Here is a 21,725-nt window from a genome sequence, read left to right as displayed (position 1 = left end):
ATAGTATTTTAATTCAATATTTTTTATAGGTGTTGTCATTTCACAATGAGCAGTAGTGATTTATAATCTTCATAAGTCGTTCAGAATTCTCTGTTGACACACTTTCAGATAATCTTGCACCAGCAATGACTGGAGCCCATTGAAAAACGTCTGACCTTAAAATTCCGCTCTTTTCACTATAAACTCGTAAGTACATATCAGCTAATTCAGAAGAAACTTGGGAATATAAAAGATAGGTCCGATATACATCAGCACGGATATCTCCTGCACTCGAATCAACCCAATCTATAACTACCACTTGGTCATCTGTCTTAATCAAATTAAATAAATGAAAGTCTCCATGACAGAGCCTATTTTCGTAAGTAAATGAATCCAATTTCTTTAACAAATCAGATTTTTGTTTGTTATCTAATTTATTCGTAGTCTTAATTTGACGGTATAATTTATCATACATTGCTTCGATTGCTTCTGGATTGGGATTAATGTTATGAATCTTCATTTGCATATCGACTGAAATATTCAAGTAATATTCTGCTTGTTCTTTATCTTTGAACATTAAATCTCCTAATGTTTCTCCCTTAACATATTCCATTATAATTGCTTGTTTTCCGTTTATTTTAGTAACATCTAAAATCTCAGGTACAGGAAGGTCACATGAATATGCATATTTTTGCTTATTTGCTTCATTTATGGATTCCGTTTCAGGCAAAAAATCGTTATAAACTTTTACTATTTTGTTTTCGGAATGATAAATCTTCGCAGTATTTCCTTTTGCTATTAGTTTATCTAAATCCATGGAGTACTCTCCCTACATTTTAATTAATCTTCCTGTGGTATCTCCTTAGGTTTTCTTTTGACATATTAACATAAATTTTCCAATTTAATTTCAAATTCTAAAGAACATACTTTTTCTACAAACTGTCTATACACAAAGAAAGGACACAATTCTTATTACAGAATAGCGCCTGATCGTTGAAGATGATTTAAAATGGTTTTATTGAATATAAGCTCCCTTTAGTTGAACAACAATGCCCTTATTTATTTCTTAAAAAGTCAGGCATCCGAGTCATTACTTTTTCTTGTTCCCGGATAAAATCATATTGTTCATAAAGTGAGTGTGCATCTTTGGTACCCAAATAACCAAATAAATTCCTTAAGCACTCAGAACTTACTATTTCTTCAATCAATTTCTTTCCTATCCCTTGTACTCTGTAATCTTCATCAATATATACATCACATAGATAGTACATAGTCGCCCAATCGGTAACGATACGGGCAAAACCCACTTGTTTACCACCATCATAAACCCCATAACATAAGGAGTTTTCAATAGATTTCTTGATTTTATCCTTAGGTCTCCTATTTGCCCAATAACTACGTTGCATAAAAACGTAAATTGTATCAATGTTTAAAAGTGATTTATCGTCACTTATTTTTAATTCATTCAATCTAGCATTCATTTCCCTTCCCCTTCCAGTAAATTAAAAATATGTATAAATTTATATTAATTCCCCTTAGATAATTAAATATCCTTCTTCAAGTAACCTGCGACTTTAGCTTTAAGTATTTCTCTTCACAATCTCATTCTACTTTAACATAAATATCCAATTAAAAAGAGATAATTTTCTCCACAATATAGCCCTATCACAAAGAAAGGACGCAATTCTTATTACAGAATTGCGCCTGATTGTTGAAGAAAGAATTAGGTACTAAAAGGCAGCTTGCTTGTTCAACTAACGCTAACCCGTTAACAAGCATTTACTATCTCTTTTCAGCAACAACATAAACATAATCACCTAAAATGCTACTAAATTTATTTAAAACTTTTTCTATTTTCTTAGTTTCAATATCCTTTTTTAGCCTATTACAACCTTCTTCTACTTCTTCCTTTCAAGCTAAGTTTGCGAATGTAGAAATTCCTAAACGTACTTTTTCATCCAAGTACATTTTCGGTTCGTACTTGACACTGTAAAGAAAAAAGTCCTTTAAATCAGGTTGTATTTAGAATGTTTCATGACCAACGATATTAAATCCAACTGTTTTTAGTACATTGCTGACTTCTCCTACATTCGGCATTTGATTAGCAGATTTTTCAATAGCCTCTGAAAAGTATTCTTTAAGCCAATAATTATTCATTTGTTCAGGAGAAGAAGTAAAGATGAGAAATCTACCTTTATCAAGAACTCTAAACACTTCCTTAAAAGGACTTAAAAGATTATCAAAATGATGAGTCGCTAATGTACATGTAACTCCTTCAAAGATATTATTCTCATAATGTAGTCTGTTTACATTCGCTACTTCCCAATTGATGGTCTTTGATTTCCCTTTTGCTTTCTTAATCATTTCTTTAGAAATATCGCTTCCAGTCATATGTAAACCCGTATTTTCTAAAGCAACAGTATAATTACCTGTTCCACAAGCAATATCAAGTATTTTGCTTCCATTGGACACTTGTAAATGACTTCGTAAACGCCTTGTAATTTCAGGGTCGGCTTTACGAGTAGTATCATAAGCTAAACCAATATTGTCGTATTAGCGCCATAACAGAAGTTACATGCTACCCTTTTGTTTAATTAGAATTTAAATAATCTAAGACAATATTCACTCTTTCGTCGATTGAATAATCTCCTTCAATCCTTAATATTGGACAAGATAATTTTGACATCCATTGTTCGTGTAAAGATTTACTTCTAACTTCCATACCAGCATTATCATATAAAGAAGCCCAATCTAAAAAAGCTTTTGAGTGGTCGTATTTGCTACCACCAGGTAATACTTCATTTCCATACCTCTTAAATTCCCTCTGTTGTAATCTCGCAAGCCTTATATCTTGGGGAATCCATAAGAATATAGCCAAGTCAAAATAGGATTTAAAATTGTCACCCCAGCCACATACAGCTCCTGATAGAATCCATTTTTCATTTAGTGATAAATCTTTTTTAAGCATTCGTCTTCTTTCAGGTACTTGCCTTTGTTCTGTAAATTTGGTTATCCAAAAGTAATCATCTGTATCAAGATATGTATGAGGCAAGATTTTTGATAATGAAGCTCCCAGTGTCGAAGTTCCTGACCCAGCACCTCCCAATATATGAAGTTTGCCTTTCATTTTTTCTCCTCCCATATGATCAAATCTATTTGACTGATTTGAGATTCAATAGAATTCAACTTTTTCTAACATATTCCTTCTTCAATAAATAGTTTAAGTGAAAAATTCACAAATCCCACATTTTCTATTATCATTTTAACATAAATTTCCTAATTCATTTTCAAAATATTAGAAACTACTCTCCAACATTATGGTCCTAAACAAAAAGAAAGAACGCAATTCTTATGACAGAATTGCGCCTGATTGTTGAAGAAATAATAGGTAGGAATTAGGTAATAAAGGGCAGCTAGCTTCTTAAACTAACGCTCACCCGTTACGTTAAGAACATTCCTTCAAAAACAGATGAAAATCATCTATATTTTATAATAACCATTTTTCTAATCTCGCTAAATTTTCCTCTAGAAATAAAGCATTTTTTTCAATTCCTCGACGTTTACACCATCCAATACTATTAAAGGCATCAGTAAATCGGTAAAAAGGTAATACATTTTCTAGGTCAATTAATGGCCTAATACTGTTATAGCCTTCTTGGTATGCATCATACAAGTTAACATCCACACTTAAAAAATCGCGATACAGTTTGGTAAAATCGATTTCTGTTGAACCATATCTTACGCTTTCAAAATCGATTATTCCTGAAACTTTGTCATTATCAACAATTATATTTGCTGGACGAAAATCCATATGTACAAAGCTTGGTCCATCTGGAGACGGTAACTGTTGTTTCATCTTTTCAAATTTTTCAATGGATTTTTTAAATAATTGTTCTTCCAAAATGTCCTTTACATCTTCAGAAAAACTATAAAATTGGTTTTCAACAAAATTTGACCAGTTCGGAAATTCATTTTTTATACCCGTTAACACTTTATTTGTATTCATTTTCTGATAAAAAATCACACTAATCTGCAACAAGCTGGCTCGCACTTATTGAAGCCTAGCACCCGTTAAATAAGAATTTTATTCGTTCTAATAAACCTCTACCACAATGCTTTCATAAAACTCACCGTCAATATAAACAAGGATCTTCCATAATCCTGATGATGGAAACTCCAAATGAGATGGCATATTGACACTATTAGGACTTACTTCAGCACCTTCATAAAATGAACCTGAATGCAAATCAATAAGTTCTTCTGTACCTTCTTTAACAGCTTTTACTTCAACTGGCTTATCATAAATATTTTCTTCCCCAAAATAAAACCAAATCTTTTTATGAGTTATTTCTACATCCATCGGAATTGGACCAGTAAAACCTAACGTTTCTTCATTACCTACAATCGTATAAGAAACTTCTTTTCCATCTTCATCTAAAATGGAATGTTCAAATGTTGACGATAAATCCCAACTATCATTCGGGATTTCATAAACGACTTCATTTGTAGTTTCTTGAACCTCTTCTTGATTTGTTTCTTCTGAAACACCTTCATTTTCAATATTTGTATCAGTACAAGCAATCAATGTACCTACCAATACTGACATAGATAAAAATAAAATAAGTTTTTTCATAAAAAACACTTCCTCTCATGCAGTTAGACGATTAATTCGTGTAATTGTTTATTTAAAACATAACTCATGTTAAACTAACCACGATAGCGGATCAGGGACAACAATATACGGATATTCAAGAAGCGCTACCGTTACTTTAAGTACAATCCTTCACAATCTCTCCAAAGCAACTCGTTGCTTGAACAAGAAATCAATTAATCGTAAAACTTCATATGTGCTTTTTCCTTTTTGTAATAATCCAGTCTGTCTTGTATAGTACCTGTATGAAATTCAAACTTATGACCATCTGGGTCAGTAAAGTAAATAGACTTTTTATCTCTTTCGTCTCTTGAGCGACCTAACAGGATGTTTACATTCAATTTCTTTAGTTTATCGTACATAATATCAAATTCTGATTCTAATATTGAAAAAGCTATATGTGTATATGATTGGCTAATTTCATTACGAGGAATATCTTTTTCTTCATTAAGAGCAAGCCACATACCATTTAAATCAAAATAGGCAGTATTTCTACCCTTAACTAACAACTTTGCATCAAACACATTTTTATAAAACTTACTAGATTCCTCTAAATTAGACACTGAAAATAAAAAATGATTGAGACCTTTCACTTGCACCGTATCACCTCAAATTTAGACTTCTTAATATTTCCATCATACAAGGGAAATCAATCTTATTGAAGTATTCTGCCACTTTATTTTAAGTATATTTGTTTACAAACTATACTAATATTAACATAAATATCCGGTTAAGTTTGGAAGTCTTATTCCATTAAATGGCCCTATTCACAAAGAAAGGACGCAATTCTTATTACAGAATTGCGCCTAGATTGTTGAAGATAGTATCGATAGGAATTGGGTACTAAAAGGCAGCTTGCTTCTGTTAAGTCACTAACGCACCCTATTCTCGAACATTGGCTTTTACTCCATAAAGTTAGTTTCTTTTCCTTATTGTTCGTGTTAAGCCCCAAAATAGAAAGCGGTATACAAGTGCAATAAGCAAAAACATATAAACAAATTTGAAAAGGAAAAATGGCTCATAATCGATTAAATATGAATTAATAAAAATTAACATTAAAGACAATAAATCCATTAAAGAGTCTTTAAATCCGTTTTTTTCGTACAAGTACTTAGTTTTTATGAAATTAAAGACATCTTTTAATTCCTCGCTAAAAAAACCTTTGACAAGGCCTAAACCTATTAAATAAATTCCCATAGCAGGTCCATAGCCTATATTCAAAACCTGTGTTATTACACTATAAATTATGGTAAATAAAAGTAAATACACTTTACTATTCTCCTTATATTTATTCCATTAAATGGCCCTATACAAAAGAACTAGCACAATTCTTGCTATAGAATTGCTCCTGATTGTGGTATTTATGCTCTTACAATGTAGTAATGATCGGTCCTTCCTTTGTAAGAATAATCGTATGTTCGTATTGAGCCACATAGCTTTCATCGGTTAGGAGGGTCCATCCATCTTCGGATTGGAAAACTTTCTCTTCAAATGTAGAGATAAAAGGCTCAAAGGCAATTACCATACCATCTTTTAAAATTTCGTCATCCCAGCGAGAGAAGTAATTGAAAATATGGTCTGGTGCTTCATGAATCGAGCGCCCAACACCGTGTCCAGTAAGATTTTTTATGACAGTTAAGCCATGTTGTTTCGCCACATTGTGTACAGCCTTTCCGAGAGCGCTTTTTTTCGAACCTGGTTTTGCCTTCTCAAGTCCAGCGTCGAATGCTTCTTTAGCAACGTCACATATTTTCTGCAAAATTATCTCTCCCTTCCCAACAACAAAGGAAATTCCAGTATCTGCGAAATACCCGTTTTTAGAACCTGAAACATCAATATTTACAAGGTCCCCTTCTTGAATGGTCCGTTCCCCCGGAATCCCGTGCGCTACTTCTTCATTTATGCTAATGCACGTATACCCTGGAAAATCGTATTCTCCTTTTGGTGCAGATTGAGCTCCTGCTTTATCAAAAATCTCCTCCGCAATTTCATCGAGTTCTTTTGTAGTAATTCCAGGTTTAATACATTGGACTAATTTATCTCGAATCGCTCCACAAATTTTACCAATTTCTCTTAATCCATTAAAATCCTCTTCAGTCTTTGCAATCATCGTGTATTCTCCCTTTTTAAAGCATTTTATGATTATCGTTCCATTTAGGTTCTATTATAAACGGAACGGCTTTTTCTTCAACAAAATGCCCCTATACACAAAAAAAGGGTGCAAATCTTATTTCAGATTTGCGCCTGATTGTTGAAGATAGTATCGATAGGAATTAGGTACTAAAAGGCAACTAGCTTCTTGCACTAAACCTCCGTTAGTAGAACAATCTCAACCTATTTATCCTGGTGTTTTTCAAGCATTACCTGTAAATATTTCTCGGATTTCCCTTTTGGAATGCTGAGACTCTTCCAATTATTATCCTTTAGTTGTTTGCCCATATATACAATTTGTCCGACATGATATGCGTAATGTGCCATTTGCCTTTCAATAGCCTCTAAGACCAAATGACTTTCTCCGCGAATGTATATATTTTTTAATAAATCTTGCTCACTTAAATCAGTTAGTGTCTCGATTAGGACTTTCCAACCCTTTTCCCAAACAGTAATTATCTCTGCTTTCGCAGTTATATCATCTATAAATTCTTCATCACGAATTCTATATTCTTTTTCCCCATCTGAAGTTAAAAAGTCACTCCACCTTGAAACCATATTTCCACTTAAATGCTTTACTATTATTGCCACACTATTGGACTCGCTATTATAATTCCAATGTATTTCCTCTTCCGATAATTGGTTTAATGTCTTATCTCCAAGGCTTTTTACACTATTAAATCTTTCTATTACAATCCTCAAATATTCTTTTCCAATCTCCATTTAACTCCCCCTTATTAAAGAATAATACAATAGAATATTACATTACATAGGTACACGTTTTTAGGACATGACTTATTCCTCCCATGGGTACAATTGATCCTGTAGGATTGTTGATTTCTTGTGGGGTATTTAAATAATGACACCCTCAATATGAAGTAATTGCTTTTTCATTTCTATACCTCCAGCGTATCCAGTCAGACTTTTACGTTTTCCAATAACCCTGTGACAAGGAAATATAATCGGCAACGGATTCTTACTGTTTGCATGGCCAACGGCACGAATAGCTTGTGGTCGTCCAATAAAACGGGCCATTTCTGAATAAGATTTTGTTCCCCCATAAGGAATAGCTTGCAATGCTTCCCATATCTGCATTTGAAATGATGTCCCTTCAAATGCGAATGGTAAATTAAATTCCTTCCGTTCCCCACCAATATATTCTTGTAACTGTTGTCGAATAGGTTTTCCTAGCTCAGAGCTCTTTTTAACAGGGGTATTTCCAACAAAAGATAACCAATGATGATCGGTTAAAAATATGCGCACAAGCGTTTCATTTTCCCTTAGAACAAATCTTAGACGCCCTATCTCTGTTTGACATTCGTCATAGATCATAGCTTATTTCCTTTCTATACTGTTGAGGTGTATGCTGTGTTTGCTTTTGAAAAGCATGATAAAAACTTGAGGCGCTTTGAAAACCTACTTCATAACAAATATCAATAATTGACAAGTCAGTGCTTTTCAATAGATGAACGGCTCTACGTACACGTATACTCTCTAAATAGGCGCGTGGTGTTCTTGCTGTGTATTCTTTAAAGAGTCGCCCTAAATAATAGGGACTTATGCCGATGTTTTGCGCTAATTGTTGTAATGTAAATTTTTCCTTATAATGCCCTTGAATATATGCTTTTGTGTCATTAATAAGATCCATTTTAGGATCAAATTTCATCAAGTCCGGTTGGCATCTTTTACAGGGACGAAAGCCTGCTCGTTTTGCTTCTTCTGATGTTAGAAAAAAGGTGATATTTTCTTTATTGGGGCTTCTCGACTTACAAGAGGGTCGGCAAAAAATTCCTGTGGTTTTCACTGCATAGAAAAACAGACCGTCATATGAATAGTCACAACTGTTAGCGATTTTTACCATTTCATTGAAAGAAAACTTTGTATGAACAATCATCTCGTTCAACTCCTGTCTTTTCAATATTTTAACGCCTTTTATTACAAAAGAACATATAAGCTATATATATAGAAATGACAACCAATGGAACAATGATATATGACCGAAAAAACGGAAGGACGAGCGCACATAAGATAAAGGCGGTCAATGAACACAACCAGGGAAAGGTTCCTTTTCTAAACAGTTTAACACCAGCAGCCATTGAAAGAATATAAACGAGTATCCCCAAGGACGTTGGAATAAATAAAATATCATTAAACGTAAGAGAAAGAGCGTTTGTAATGATAACCCCTGCCCCAGCGAACATAACGACAAACAAAACCATGCGTCTTGATATCTGGATTTCTGGGTGTAGCACAGAAAAATAAGAAGGAAACGCTCCATCTCTGCTTAATGAATAACCAAGCTGAGTAAGACTTGCAACAAATGCGTTTGTTGTTCCTGTACAAATGATGAAGGCAAGAATACCGGTAATTAATTGAGCATTCAAACCAAACGTATCATTCATAATAACGGCAATGGGCGATAAATTACTCTCCTCATTACCGTACGTTCCTGTTCCAATGGTTATAAAACTAAGGGAAAGAAAAAGCACCCCTATAATTAAGGCACTAATAATGGTACTTCTAACGATGTTTTGACTTGGATTCTTAAAATTGCTTGCAAGGTTGCAAATCGCCTCCCAACCAAAAAAGGCCCAAAAAATCACGGTTACAGCAGATCCAATTGAACCACTTCCGTTAGGAAAAAAAGGGCTAAATTGATTCCATCTTATACTAGGAATAGCCAACACAATCGTTATTACTAATAGAAGAAATAAACACCCACTTAACAATAATGCAATTTTGCCACTTACTCGAATGCCATAATAATTAGTAATCCCGGCAATAACTAAGATCAATAGGGTAGAAAACGTTATTTGAATCTGAGAAAAATCAAAAGCATTCCCTAAATAATAAGCTCCTGTTAAAGAAACGATGGTCTGTCCAACTGCTGCTGTGACAAAATAGAACCATCCAATAATATTACCTGAATGTTCCCCAAATGAATATCTTACAAAAGTGGCAGCCCCTCCAGCGTCTGGGTATTCCCTTGCTAAGCAGGCAAATGAATAAGCCAGGGGAAAACTAATGATGATCACGATCATCCAAGATAATATGGATGCCGGTCCGGCTATTGAGGCAGTAACACCGGATAAAAAAAGCACACCTGACCCTAAAACGGTTGCAATATATAAAGCAATACCTTGAAATAATCCGATTGATGTATTGGGCATGTAGTCACCTCTTTTCTAAATGCAGTATAACAATGAAGGATTAAAATACGCTTCCGGATTTTTGCGATGTAATTAGGGGATTTTCAATTACGGCTCATATGCGTTGTTTTTTCAAAGTTTGATCACCATTTTTGTTATTCTATAGGTTTGGTTGTAAGCAACCACTTAGTTCCAGATTATGGCCCTATACACAAAGAAAGGATGCAATTCCTATTACAGATTTGCGCCTGATTGTTGAAGAAAGAATCGATAGGAATTAGGTACTAAAATGCACCTATCTTATTGCACTAACGCTTGTCCGATAGCGACAGAATTATTTCACCAAAGCTCCCGTGGGTCTAAGTTGTTTTCCAGCCCGAACATGTACATGTAAGTGTTTAGATGATTGGTATTCACCCATGTAGGTTTCCCACCGCAAGCTCCGTACTCTGCGTTAAGTTGGGTTGCAACTTGTTGAACCACTCCAAGTAGTTCTATTAAAATTTCCTTCTCTGCTCGTCATATTCAATCAGCGACGGAATGTGTTTCTTTGGTATCACTACGATATGGGCTTCAAATTTGGGGCGTGTATGATAAAACGCTAGTACCCTTTCAGTTTCTATGACCTTTTTAACTGGGAGAAGCCCGTTTAAGATTTCATCGCAATATATATCGTTCGACATACTATACCTCCTAAATAAATTCCTTAACTATTGTTCTTGTTGTACAACTATCTCTCGTTAGTTGTACAAGAAATGTTCCTCTTTTAGATATTTTTGACAAAATTTTTCAACTATCATTGGAATGGTTTTAGCTAACTCATTGTGTTCATTAGCGTTTTTAGATAGAAATGCAAAATTTCGAATAATTGCCCATATGAAAAACGCTTATAATAATTCACAGTAGTTGCCTTGCAAATTGCGTTCTTGTTGATAATAGGTTATTAATTTCTCCCTACCTTTTGGCATAAGATGCAAAAAGGTTTCGGTAATATCAAATAAGTAAAATCCAAATCCACATGATGAAAAATCTATAATGGAAGGCATTCCTTGGTTAAATACATAGTTACTTTCATGAATGTCGGAATGAATAATACCCCAAGTATCACTATTTTTATCCTGCGAATTAATTACCTTTACTATTTTATCTGTAGTCTTTTGTAATACTTTATAGTCATCAGAAGACATAACATTTAAAGCCAACATTTGTTTTAATTGATTTAGCGAACTCAATAGATTGTCATTATTATAGTAAGGTCTTTCAAATACTTTAGGCACACTCCAACAAACGGAATGTCCATGAAGAGTAACTATTAATTGAGCTAATTTTTTAACTCAACATCAGTTGGTTGTCTATTCAATGTTTCTCCTTCAATCCAAACTTGCAAAGTCCAGTAAGAATGATTACCTGTTCTTTCATCAATTATTTCTGAAATGAATTGATTGTTTATATTGCTTACTGGTCTTTGAACTTTTAAGTTAGTGTTCGCTTCTAACTCTTCTAGCCATAACAATTCAGATTCAATCACACTTTTCGAATTAGTTTCCATATGACGTTTAAGTAAATATCTTTTTGTATTTACAGTCTCAATACAAAATGTTACATTATCACTTTTTCCTAAGTATGTAACTTTATTTATATTTTTTAAGTCGTCGTAATGTTCAATTAGTTCTTCCTCCACTTTTTGTACAGTTGGTACTTCATTAATCAATTGCTTTCCCCCTAAAATAATTTATATATATATATCACTATTTTGTTTATTAATTCCTTTAAAGTCTGTTGTGTAACTAAACTCCCTTTTAGCTTAAGTGAAAAATTCACAAATCCCACATTTTCTATTATCATTTTAACATAAATTTCCCAATTCATTTTCAAAATATTAGAAACTACTCTCCAACATTATGGTCCTAAACAAAAAGAAAGAACGCAATTCTTATGACAGAATTGCGCCTGATTGTTGAAGAAATAATAGGTAGGAATTAGGTAATAAAGGGCAGCTAGCTTGTTGAACCAACGCTGTCCCGCTTGTGAATCAGCTGCTAAATACTTTTAAGCATCACGTGCTTATTTTTTACAAAGTAATCCCATCCAGAATATAGAGTAATAATCATAGCTATCCACAAAGACCAAACATCAAATGGAACACCAATATAGACAAAAGGATAATTATGTAACAGTAATGCTGAGATAGAGATTATTTGAATTCGAGTTTTCCATTTTGCAATATTACTTGCAGCAATTACAATTCCTTCTTGAACTGCGATTAGTCTAAGCCCTGTTACAGCAAACTCCCTACTTAAAATAATTACAGTAATCCAAGCAGGTACTATATTTAACTCCACTAGAGCTATCAATGCTGCTGCAACTAACAACTTATCAGCTAAAGGGTCCAGAAACTTACCAAAGTCCGTAACTAAATTATATTTTCGTGCGTAGTATCCATCTAGTCCATCAGTAGTTGAAGCAATAATAAAAAGTATTGCTGCAATAAAATGTGCGATGGGGATATCGATTTCTTTTATTTGTATCTCGCCTAGAGGAATTGGAGCTAAAAGAAAAATCAAAAATACTGGAATAAAGAATATCCTAATAATCGTTATCTTATTTGGTAAATTCATATTGTTCCTCCCTTTGGATTATTATTTATACACTTATTATCTTTATGATTGTTTCATGCATTAACCTACCCGTTAAGTACAAACTTTAATGTTATTTATATTTTAACATAAATACCCAATTTTGAAGCCTGAGTTATTATACAAACTGGCCCAATAAAAAAAGAACAAACCAAAATTTGTCCTCTTTTTAAAAATAGTTACCTACTTGTTCAATCACACTGAGGGAGTTTAATAAGCATTGATAGTGAATTGATAAAAGTTAATAAACTGTATGGTAATCTAATAACCGATTTTGCAAAGAAATAAAATGTAATTATAATCAGGATAATTGTTATAAAGCTAGGAGTTAGAATTGTAAAACCCTTTTACATTTTTAGGGCAGCTATCCAAACAACTTCTAAGATTGCTACAATAATTAAAAATATCCAACTCACTTTTTATCCACCTCTTGTTTGAAGGATACCCGTATTGGAGTACCATACATTAAGTTTGACTATTCAATTTCCTACTAATAAGTTTCTTCTTCTCTTATTACTGCAATTGGATCCAATACGCGATGATCAAACTTAGATAATGTTTGATTATCTTTTACTTTGTTTGGCCAATCAGGGTTAGCTAGAGCACTAGTTCCTATTGCAACAAAATCAGTTTCTCTGTTACCTATCATTTTTTCTGCTGTTTCGGGTTCTCCTAACTGCCCATTTGCAATTACAGGTACATTTCCGTATTTTTTGGCTAGGCTAGCAAGTGTATGACTGTGCTCTCCAAACGCTGGTTTATCTGCTTCAAATTCTGTTGTGTGTATATAATCTAGGCTAGCTGAGGCTAGATTCTCAAAGATTATTTTTGCTTCATCCTCTTTTCCTTTCCATTTATGATAGAAATCATTTACTTTACCTTGAGAGACACGTATACCCACAACAAAATTGTTACCCACTTTATTTCGAATAGCTTTCAACACTAAAACACTTAGCCGTACACGATTTTCAGGTGTCCCACCAAATTCGTCTTCACGAAGATTTGTATAGTCCGTATGAAATTGATCTAATAAATATCCATTGGCTCCATGGACTTCAATACCATCAAAACCAATATTCTTGGCTCTTAATGCAGCATTGGCAAAACTCTCAATAACTGCCTCCATTTCTTTTTTACTTATTTCTTTTGGTAGTGAATAATCGCCACTCCCCCCATGGGCTTTAAGTTTTTCTCCTTTTGGCTTAACGGCAGAGGGAGCTAATGAATAGTTCGTATATCGATTGTATTGAACAATTGCTCCTGCATGTTGAATTTGTAGAAAGATTTTTCCTCCTTCATTATGAACAGCATCTACCACTGGTTTCCATGCAGCAGCTTGTTCTTCAGATGCTATTCCGGGTTGATTTTCATACGCTTGCCCATGTGTCAAATCAGGATAAGTACCTTCTGTAATTATTAAAGAAAATCCACCTCTTGCAAAACGTGAATAATATTGGACCATTCTTTCATTAGCTAACCCGTTCGGTTGAGCACTTGTTCTAGTCATTGGAGATACTACCGATCTATTTGATAACTCCAATGAACCAATCATAAATTCGGAAAAAAGATTAGTATACTTTGACATAATCAAAACACTCCTGTTTTTTTATTTGCTTGCAATTAAAAGTTTACATTGGGGTTGGTATTTAGTAAAATGATTAAAAATGATATATCCATCAATAAAAGTGATAAGGAGAATGTTATGGAGTTAACTGATTTAAAAGTTTTCCTAACTGTAGCTGATCAGGAAAATTTTTCTAAGGGAGCAGACAAATTAGGCTATGTACAGTCTAATATCACCAATCGAATTAAAAAACTGGAATCTGAACTAGAGGTTACTCTATTTAATAGACACCCTAAAGGAGTTAGTTTAACTGAAAGAGGCTTGATTTTTTATGAACATGCAGCTTCCATTAATAAACGGGTTGAAGAAGCAATTTTTGCTGTTCGAGAAGCTGAAAACTTTGGGGGGAAGTTAGCTATTGGAGTTGTTGAGACTCTTGCCTCAAATAAATTTATGAATATACTTTCTGATTTCCAAAAACAGCATCCAAATGTATCGATTTCGTTAATAACAGGAACATCACCAAAATTATTAGAGATGATCCAGAAATACAAGCTTGATGCTGCATTTATAACAGGCCAAACACAGACTAATTTGTTTGAAATCGAATATACGATTCAAGATGTAGTTAGTCTAGTTACTAAAAGAGGAGTGAAGGCTGAACAGACATCAAAGACTTGGGCAGTATTTCCCGAAGGATGCCCATTTAGAAAGGTTTTAGTTGATTGGTTAGACAGTAACGGGGAAAAACCAACTAACTTTATAGAAGTTAGTACCTTAGACACTTTGTTAAATTGTGTGAAGTCGGGATTGGCTTCAGCAGTTCTTCCTGTATCAGTAATTAATAAAACCCAAGAAATAGAATTCAACTCAACCCCTCTGCCAGAAGATTATCGACTTATGGAAACACATCTTGTTAGACGCAAAGATTTAGCAACTAATAAGGGTTTATCATCCTTTATTGAAAAAATTAATAAGAATAAACTATAAAGTAAGTATTCGTCGGTTAGAAAGGGCGGTTTTAATTTTACCTTATATAAAAATCATCTACTTCTATCATGAAGAACACTATTGTTATAATCTGACTCTTTCTTTCTCACAGGTGTATTTTTTCCAATCATCAAACATGTCACAACAATAATCGCTATAACAATCGTTAGCCATGTAATCGATTCTCCTAATAGTATAAACTCAAATACGAAAGACGATTACTATGAAAGCAATCGTCTCTTTAGAGGGCTATTCAATTACCAGTATCCTTGTACTACTACACTACACGATTGACGACCTTTTTATTCCACATTACTCCCCTATTCTTTATCCATTCACTTCTATTTAATGTTACCCGTATTCTTCTACTTACTTGCTGGGCGTATCAAACCGCTGACTGCCTGTAGCATTACTTTTTTTGGAACAAAGCGATTTATTTGAGAAACCAGATTGTTCAGACGCCCTACAACCACATAAGATCGACGAGTCCCAAGTGATTGAAGTGCAACATCTACGACCTGCTTGGGACTAGCCTTCTTTCCTACTACTGCATCATTAGTGCCTACACTTTCAAAGAAGCCTGTTTCTGTTGACCCTGGACACAAAGTAAGGAATTGAACACCCCGATTGCGGTTTTCCTCCCATAACGCCTGTGTAAACGAGAGTACAAAAGCCTTGGTTGCTCCATATACAGCCATATAAGGGTTTGGTTGGAATGCTGCTGTGGAAGCCACATTAATAACTGCACCATTACTACTCTTCAACATCTCGGGTAAGAATAAATGAGTAAGCTCTACGAGAGACATAACGTTCAGCATAATTTGATCATGATTTCTTTCTAAAGACTGGTTCTCTAATAATCCATGTGTAGCGAAGCCAGCATTATTTACTAATATATCAACATTGCGGCCTCGATCCATAGTTTCTTGGTAAAGTTCTAAAGGAGCACCTGCTTGTGACAGATCAGATACAATTACCTCCGTTTGTATAGCATATTTTTCCATTAGTTTCCGAGCAAGATCATTAAGTTTTGATTCCGAGCGAGCTGTTAAGATCAAGTGACTCCCTTTAGCTGCCAATTCGTAGGCAAATACTTTACCAATACCTGATGAAGCACCGGTAATCAGAGCCCATTTGTCAATAACTTGTTTCATTCCATCATCCCTTTCAGTTGTTTATCAAAACACAGAAACACTGTTTCTTATGAGTATCATTGTATCCCAAGTGGAAACTAATGTCTACGAATTTGACTAGCTAAGATTGAATACAGTATAGTACAGATGTGGAAACACCGTTTCTTTTTTAATCCGAATGATTTGAGGGTGACATCACATGAACTTAAAAACCTATCAAGAAACAAAACTACAGCATACTGAAAATCTAAAACAGACCATTGTGGAAGCTGCAGCAATGCTCTTACAGGAACAAGGGCCCGACGCAGTCACTATTCGCAGAGTCGCAGAGAAAATGGAATGTTCGACAAAAATTATATATAATTTATTCAACAAAAAGGATGGTTTGATTAAACTTCTATATCTAGAAGGCTGTAAACTATTAGCAAAATCCTTCCAATCAGTAAAAAGGCAGGAAAATATGGAAGACTATCTTCGTGCTCTATGTGAAGCCTATTGGGAATTCAGCTATAACTATCCCAACTATTATCAATTGATGTTCGGTGGAGCTTTTAGTGAGTTTAAACCAGAGGAAGAAAGTATTTATGCTACAACTACAGCATTGCAGCAGTTCACTCAGGTTATTACAGAGGCGATTGAAGCAGGATTAATTGCGGAGAAAGACCCCCAAGAAGTTGTCTGCGTTATATGGGCATCGTTACACGGGTTGATTCACCTCTATCTTGGAGGGCACATCGAAAGCTTAGAAACAGCAAAAGCCTTATACAATAAATCGGTAACAAAGTTAATTCGAACATACATGCAGAGTTCTACTTGGTAATCTTATATGCAAAAACAGCCAATCCTTATGGATAGGCTGTTTTTGTGTTAAGCCTAGGGGGGATAGTGTATTTACTTAAACAATATACGCACCCTTTAGCTTCACAAAGTCGTTAAAAAGTGTAGACTCTCGCTGTACAGTATTTTCTACTGCGTAATACGAGAGATACTCCACAATATGCCTCCAGGGCGCATTTCTTATTACAGTTTTGCGCATGATTTCGGAAGAAAAATCGATAGGATTTAGGTATAAAGGGCATCTAGCTTCTCGAACTAATGCAAACTCGTTAGTTCAAAAGTATCGAGTGAGGAAAATTAAAAGTGTTCAGAAATAGCAACCTACATATTACATGATGAGATAAACATCTTAGTATATAGTCTAAAATATTTCACTATCTATTTAAATATTTCCTATTGGACTCCTGCAAATCCCCATTGGAATACCCTTACGATTAATGATTTTTTTCAGATTCACAATAGCATTTCCTTGATAAACTTGTTCCATAATATTTTCTATTTTTTCGCTTTCTTGTGTACTTACTTTTTGCTTCATAAGCATTTTTAGAAACCATTGACTTATTTCTGTCGGGGAAACATTCCCAGCAATGGAAGAAAGACGATTATATCCATGTAATACTTTTTCTTCTAAATCCACTTCTCCACCAGCATAAAAATACAAATCGTTTCTATGCATACCTTTTTTTATTCGTTCAACTTTTTCTTTATTGCCAGCATCTTTTATTCCAACCACTAAGTCTATCTTACTTAATTGAATAATACTCTTCTCTGATAAATCAAATCCAGTTCTTTTTGGATTGTTATATAAAATTGTAGGTTTATTACTAAGGTCCATAATCCTTTTTATATAAACGAATGCTTCTTCTTGTGTTGGTATAACATAGGGGGGATACCCAAGCATGATACCGGATATTTTTGTGTATCGAATCTTTTCAGCTAATTCCTCTGCCTCTTTCTGTCTAATTGAAGCCACACCAAATAAAATTTCCATATTACTAATCAGTTCTTCTTCCAGTTCTAAACCGTTTATTATTTCAATTTTCTCTTGGAGGTTTAGACTATGCTGTTCTCCAGTAGTTCCAGAGACAAGAACAGATTTTACTCCTTGTTTATACAGGTCTCTTATATGGCTTATTGTCCCTTGGACATTTAAAGATTCATCTTCAAAAAAAGCTGTTGGTACGGCAATATGAACTTTTTCTGTTAGCATTTTGTTATCCCCCTTTTCCTTTTTATATACTTAATCTAAACTCCCCTTTAGCATTCCTGTAGATCGTTATTTATCAGGTTTGATAAAAAAAGAGCCCCTCAGTAAAATGATTATAGACACGAACACAAATCATTCTAAGGAGGAAGCTCTATATGAAGTATAAAATGCAAAACAAACAAAATCAATTGATTGAAAGAATTTCAGACAGTCATCTCGTTGTTGGTGTTGATATTGCCCAACATATTCATGTGGCTCGTGCAGTGAATTTCCGCGGTATTGTTGTAGGTGATCCCCTATCCTTTGAAAATAATGAGGATGGATTTCATAGGTTAAAAGTTTGGATCAACGAGTTAAAACGTAAAAACAACTTACAATCTACGATCGTTGGGATGGAACCAACGGGACATTACTGGACGAACTTGTCTAAATGGTTATTAAATCAAACCATTGAGGCTGTCACAGTCAACCCTTATTTAGTCAAAAGAAATAAAGAAAATAGGGATAATACTCAATCAAAGAGTGATAAAAAAGATGCACTCGTCATCGCTGATATGGTCAAAAACGGCTACTATGCCTTCATTTACAAGACGCCTGAATCCTTCGAAAAGCTCCAAGTATTGATGTCGAATCGAGACGTTGTTGTCAAACGACTGGTCAGTTCTGTGAACCAAATCAATCGCTGGGTAGATGTCGTCTTCCCTGAGTTGCGAGAAGTTTTCAAAAACGTGACATGTAAAGGAGCCATTGCCACACTTCGGTTATTTCCTACTCCAGGAGAACTTAAAAGCTTATCTCCGGAAGACATTGTTCAAGGTTGGAGATCCACCATGAAAAGACAGCCTGGGTTCCGAAAAGCCCGTCTACTAAGTGAATTGGCTAAAGAATCTATCGGGAGCCAGACAGCACTTGATGCGTACACCTTTCACTTATCACAATTGCTAGAGGAATACGATCTTGCTTCCATACAACTCGAAAGAGTTGAACAGGAAGTCACGGAGTGCTTGAACCAAATCCCTTTCGCTATGAAACTACTGGCCATGAAAGGTATTAGTCAAATCTCACTTTCTGGCATATTAGGTGAAGCTGGTGATCTAAGTGGATTCGCCCATGGGAATGCTTTATTGCGACATGCAGGTTTACATCTAGTAGAGGCAAGTTCTGGTAAGTGGAATGGAAAAGTGGTGATCTCTAAACGAGGAAGATCCCGCCTACGGCGCTTTCTTTACTTAGCAACCATGAGTCTTGTCATGAACAACCCTGAGTTCAAAGATCTTCACTACAATAATATTCATGTTAAGAAAATGAAGGGGATGAAATCTATCATGAAATTGATCGGTAAACTAGCAAGAATATTGGTAAGCATGGCCCGTCGCAATGAATCCTATTGCCCAGAAAAAGTACAACCTTCAACTTCTATAGCTGCATAATGACGAAGACAGATTTATTTTATACCCTAATTACCTTATTAAAAATTTGAATGTTGGCTTATTCGCAGGATCCAAAGAAAGCACGGAGTACTGGATGACTTAAACAAAAGGGCTATGACCCATACCTATAGCAAAACCGGCCTCCACCCCTTGGATAGGCGTGACGAAGGAATGAGAGGGCTTATTTTATAAGACCCGTTGAGACATGGGAGGGCTAGCCTCCAGGGGCGGCGTGGAGAATACGTGCAGTATATGGTAAAAAATGGAGTTTCATCTAACTCCTTTATTCGAGCACGCCTTCATGTAGCCTTAACCATCATCACTCATTCCATTCCTCCGCTGGTCCCTTATGAAGGGTTATGGAATCCTGCGAATAAGTGAGCATTCAAGAGATATAACAATCACACTGAGGGAGTTTAAGTGAAAAATTTCACAAATTCTCACATTTTCTATTATCATTTTAACATAAATTTACCAATTTAATTTCAAAAACTTTGGAACTACTCTTTAACAAACTGGCCCTATACAAAAAACTTGCTTGTTGAAGAAACGCACCCCTTTGTTTAAGTGTATAAATTTACAAACTCTTAGTTTTCTAACAAAACTTGAAAATCTTTAACATAAATTGCATTTCCAGTAATTTGAACATCAAATGATTCACTATTTTTTGAAACATGTACTACAACCCGACCATCTTTTTCAATTTCATGACCTTGTTCAACTATAAGATTCAGAGGTTCTATAAAACTATTTTCTATGTATTTTGCATAAAAAGCCCCCATTACCCCTGATGCAGTACCAGTTACTGCATCTTCAATAGTACCTGAATAGGGTGAAGAGAAGTGCCGAGCGTGCATATCAGCTTTTGAATCGTATGTTTCCAGACAAAAAGGATGAACAGATGATTTAGGCATTTCCTTTAAAATTTCAGGGAATTGCTTATGATTCGGTACCATTTTTTGAAAAGTATCAAGTTGTTTTATCGGTATTAGCAAAGTCCAAGTACCTGTACTTCCATAAAGGATAGGTAAATCAGCATGAAGGTCTGATTCCTTTAATCCTATTGAGTTGGCCAATTGTTCTTTTGAACCTGTGAATTCCTTGAATTGGGGAGAAGCCTGTTTCATCGTTATAAATATTTCACTATCGACAGATGTGTTAATTTTAATCGGTAGAATGCCAGCGTTTGTTTCAATTGTTATCTCTGTTTTATCTCCCAATAACCCTTTACTTTTTAAAGCATAAATAGTTGCCATTGTTGCATGACCACATAAATTCATTTCATGACCTGGTGTAAAAAATCGAATTCTAAGGTCAGCTACATCAGATTTAACTGGAAAAGCCGTCTCATTAAAGCCAACTTTGTAAGCAATCTCTTGCATTTCTAAATCTGTCAATTCATCACCGTTTAAAACTACTCCCGCAGGATTTCCCTTGTCAGGTTCTTTACTAAAAGCATCATAATGATAAACTGTTATCGACTTCATTCCCATTCCCCCTAAGTTCAAATTAGATAGTTTTCATCATTTTACCATTCATTAAGAATTTCTAGTTCAATTGGACTAGAAATAATTCGGTCAACCTTTACTTCGTAAAAGAAATCAGCTAATTCCCTAGCCTGTTTAAAATCTCTTTCGGTAAGTTGGGAATCTGGTGATTGTCCTTCAGCTTCACTATGTCTTACAACGTATATTTTATTCAATACCACCACTCCAAAATAATATAGTTTAAGTGAAAAAGTTTCACAAATTCTTATATTTTCTATTATCATGTTAACATAAATTTTCCAATTATCACTTTTATTTGTAATGATTTTCTGATAAAAAATTATACTGATCTTCCACAATATGCCCCTAGTCACATAGAAAAAGCGCAATTCTTATTACAGAATTGCGCCTGTTTGTTGAAGATATAATCGATAGGGATTAGGTACTAAAACGATGAAATCCTTCCACGTAATAAGAGATTACGAGCGTTTTATGATAAGAAACGGGAAGA

General features: G+C 34.6%; 25 protein-coding genes. 3 read left to right on the top strand and 22 right to left on the bottom strand.

Annotated features, from left to right (window positions below; all coding sequences use genetic code 11):
• Positions 1-40 precede the first annotated feature (40 nt).
• The 18 genes from CEF18_RS06100 to CEF18_RS06015 form a co-directional block, all read right to left on the bottom strand.
• Complete coding sequence (locus CEF18_RS06100) at positions 41-796, bottom strand: aminoglycoside phosphotransferase family protein (RefSeq protein WP_110935649.1); 756 nt, start codon at positions 794-796, stop codon at positions 41-43.
• A gap of 238 nt (positions 797-1,034) precedes the next feature.
• Positions 1,035-1,460 (bottom strand): GNAT family N-acetyltransferase, encoded by a 426-nt coding sequence (locus CEF18_RS06095; RefSeq protein ID WP_110935648.1) that lies wholly within the window; start codon positions 1,458-1,460, stop codon positions 1,035-1,037.
• A 541-nt stretch (positions 1,461-2,001) separates the two neighbouring features.
• Positions 2,002-2,481 carry a class I SAM-dependent methyltransferase gene (locus tag CEF18_RS06090; RefSeq protein WP_223292353.1) on the bottom strand — a complete coding sequence of 160 codons (480 nt, stop codon included), beginning with the start codon at positions 2,479-2,481 and terminating at the stop codon, positions 2,002-2,004.
• A gap of 88 nt (positions 2,482-2,569) precedes the next feature.
• Complete coding sequence (locus CEF18_RS06085) at positions 2,570-3,106, bottom strand: ATP-binding protein (protein WP_110935647.1); 537 nt, start codon at positions 3,104-3,106, stop codon at positions 2,570-2,572.
• Positions 3,107-3,466: 360 nt separating this feature from the next.
• Entirely contained in the window at positions 3,467-4,018 is a 552-nt protein-coding gene (locus tag CEF18_RS06080) for a phosphotransferase (protein ID WP_317624097.1), read from the bottom strand.
• Positions 4,019-4,072: 54 nt separating this feature from the next.
• Positions 4,073-4,612: a hypothetical protein gene (locus tag CEF18_RS06075; protein WP_110935646.1), complete on the bottom strand. Its 540-nt coding sequence runs from the start codon at positions 4,610-4,612 to the stop codon at positions 4,073-4,075.
• A 194-nt stretch (positions 4,613-4,806) separates the two neighbouring features.
• The gene (gene fosM / locus CEF18_RS06070) at positions 4,807-5,229 is read right to left on the bottom strand and encodes a FosM family fosfomycin resistance protein (protein ID WP_110935645.1); all 423 of its coding nucleotides are present in this window, start codon (positions 5,227-5,229) and stop codon (positions 4,807-4,809) included.
• A 316-nt stretch (positions 5,230-5,545) separates the two neighbouring features.
• The gene (locus tag CEF18_RS06065; RefSeq protein ID WP_110935644.1) at positions 5,546-5,899 is read right to left on the bottom strand and encodes a hypothetical protein; all 354 of its coding nucleotides are present in this window, start codon (positions 5,897-5,899) and stop codon (positions 5,546-5,548) included.
• Positions 5,900-5,999: 100 nt separating this feature from the next.
• Positions 6,000-6,740, bottom strand: coding sequence for a type I methionyl aminopeptidase (gene map / locus CEF18_RS06060; RefSeq protein WP_110935643.1), 741 nt, complete (start codon positions 6,738-6,740; stop codon positions 6,000-6,002).
• A 224-nt stretch (positions 6,741-6,964) separates the two neighbouring features.
• Positions 6,965-7,504, bottom strand: coding sequence for a DUF1572 family protein (locus tag CEF18_RS06055; RefSeq protein ID WP_110935642.1), 540 nt, complete (start codon positions 7,502-7,504; stop codon positions 6,965-6,967).
• A 129-nt stretch (positions 7,505-7,633) separates the two neighbouring features.
• Entirely contained in the window at positions 7,634-8,113 is a 480-nt protein-coding gene (locus CEF18_RS06050; protein WP_110935641.1) for a methylated-DNA--[protein]-cysteine S-methyltransferase, read from the bottom strand.
• Positions 8,103-8,675 (bottom strand): bifunctional transcriptional activator/DNA repair enzyme AdaA, encoded by a 573-nt coding sequence (locus CEF18_RS06045; protein WP_110935640.1) that lies wholly within the window; start codon positions 8,673-8,675, stop codon positions 8,103-8,105. The genes CEF18_RS06050 and CEF18_RS06045 overlap by 11 nt, the downstream gene beginning before the upstream one ends.
• 28 nt (positions 8,676-8,703) lie before the next feature.
• On the bottom strand, positions 8,704-9,951 hold the full coding sequence (locus tag CEF18_RS06040) for an APC family permease (RefSeq protein ID WP_110935639.1): 1,248 nt from the start codon (positions 9,949-9,951) through the stop codon (positions 8,704-8,706).
• A gap of 476 nt (positions 9,952-10,427) precedes the next feature.
• A complete protein-coding gene (locus tag CEF18_RS26320; RefSeq protein WP_223292252.1) occupies positions 10,428-10,613 on the bottom strand; it encodes an HIT domain-containing protein in 186 nt (61 codons plus the stop codon).
• A gap of 204 nt (positions 10,614-10,817) precedes the next feature.
• Positions 10,818-11,207 (bottom strand): phosphotransferase, encoded by a 390-nt coding sequence (locus CEF18_RS06030; protein ID WP_220693848.1) that lies wholly within the window; start codon positions 11,205-11,207, stop codon positions 10,818-10,820.
• A 44-nt stretch (positions 11,208-11,251) separates the two neighbouring features.
• On the bottom strand, positions 11,252-11,641 hold the full coding sequence (locus CEF18_RS06025; RefSeq protein WP_110935637.1) for a hypothetical protein: 390 nt from the start codon (positions 11,639-11,641) through the stop codon (positions 11,252-11,254).
• A gap of 328 nt (positions 11,642-11,969) precedes the next feature.
• Entirely contained in the window at positions 11,970-12,548 is a 579-nt protein-coding gene (gene pgsA / locus CEF18_RS06020; protein ID WP_110935636.1) for a CDP-diacylglycerol--glycerol-3-phosphate 3-phosphatidyltransferase, read from the bottom strand.
• A gap of 508 nt (positions 12,549-13,056) precedes the next feature.
• Positions 13,057-14,151: an oxidoreductase gene (locus CEF18_RS06015; protein ID WP_110935635.1), complete on the bottom strand. Its 1,095-nt coding sequence runs from the start codon at positions 14,149-14,151 to the stop codon at positions 13,057-13,059.
• A 117-nt stretch (positions 14,152-14,268) separates the two neighbouring features.
• Here CEF18_RS06015 and CEF18_RS06010 point away from each other — a divergent pair, with 117 nt between their 5' ends.
• Positions 14,269-15,120, top strand: coding sequence for a LysR family transcriptional regulator (locus tag CEF18_RS06010; RefSeq protein WP_183041262.1), 852 nt, complete (start codon positions 14,269-14,271; stop codon positions 15,118-15,120).
• A 365-nt stretch (positions 15,121-15,485) separates the two neighbouring features.
• Here the strand turns inward: CEF18_RS06010 and CEF18_RS06005 are convergent, their stop codons facing one another.
• The gene (locus tag CEF18_RS06005) at positions 15,486-16,274 is read right to left on the bottom strand and encodes an SDR family NAD(P)-dependent oxidoreductase (RefSeq protein ID WP_110935633.1); all 789 of its coding nucleotides are present in this window, start codon (positions 16,272-16,274) and stop codon (positions 15,486-15,488) included.
• Between the two features lie 178 nt (positions 16,275-16,452).
• Between CEF18_RS06005 and CEF18_RS06000 the strand changes: the two genes are divergently transcribed.
• The gene (locus tag CEF18_RS06000) at positions 16,453-17,073 is read left to right on the top strand and encodes a TetR/AcrR family transcriptional regulator (RefSeq protein WP_110935632.1); all 621 of its coding nucleotides are present in this window, start codon (positions 16,453-16,455) and stop codon (positions 17,071-17,073) included.
• A gap of 399 nt (positions 17,074-17,472) precedes the next feature.
• On the opposite strand, the gene CEF18_RS05995 is transcribed toward CEF18_RS06000, so the two are convergent.
• Positions 17,473-18,300 carry a dihydrodipicolinate synthase family protein gene (locus CEF18_RS05995; protein WP_110935631.1) on the bottom strand — a complete coding sequence of 276 codons (828 nt, stop codon included), beginning with the start codon at positions 18,298-18,300 and terminating at the stop codon, positions 17,473-17,475.
• A gap of 152 nt (positions 18,301-18,452) precedes the next feature.
• Between CEF18_RS05995 and CEF18_RS05990 the strand changes: the two genes are divergently transcribed.
• The gene (locus CEF18_RS05990; protein WP_110935630.1) at positions 18,453-19,727 is read left to right on the top strand and encodes an IS110 family RNA-guided transposase; all 1,275 of its coding nucleotides are present in this window, start codon (positions 18,453-18,455) and stop codon (positions 19,725-19,727) included.
• Positions 19,728-20,314: 587 nt separating this feature from the next.
• Here the strand turns inward: CEF18_RS05990 and CEF18_RS05985 are convergent.
• Both CEF18_RS05985 and CEF18_RS05980 read right to left on the bottom strand, forming a co-directional pair.
• A complete protein-coding gene (locus tag CEF18_RS05985; protein ID WP_110935629.1) occupies positions 20,315-21,214 on the bottom strand; it encodes a PhzF family phenazine biosynthesis isomerase in 900 nt (299 codons plus the stop codon).
• Between the two features lie 41 nt (positions 21,215-21,255).
• Entirely contained in the window at positions 21,256-21,429 is a 174-nt protein-coding gene (locus tag CEF18_RS05980) for a histidine phosphatase family protein (protein ID WP_110937607.1), read from the bottom strand.
• Between the last annotated feature and the right edge of the window lie 296 nt (positions 21,430-21,725).

The sequence above is a fragment of the Salipaludibacillus neizhouensis genome, from assembly GCF_002886185.1.
In the GTDB taxonomy this organism is placed as follows: domain Bacteria; phylum Bacillota; class Bacilli; order Bacillales; family Salisediminibacteriaceae; genus Salipaludibacillus; species Salipaludibacillus neizhouensis.
Note: the sequence above shows the minus strand (reverse complement) of the source record. Positions and strands in the feature narration are given on the sequence as shown.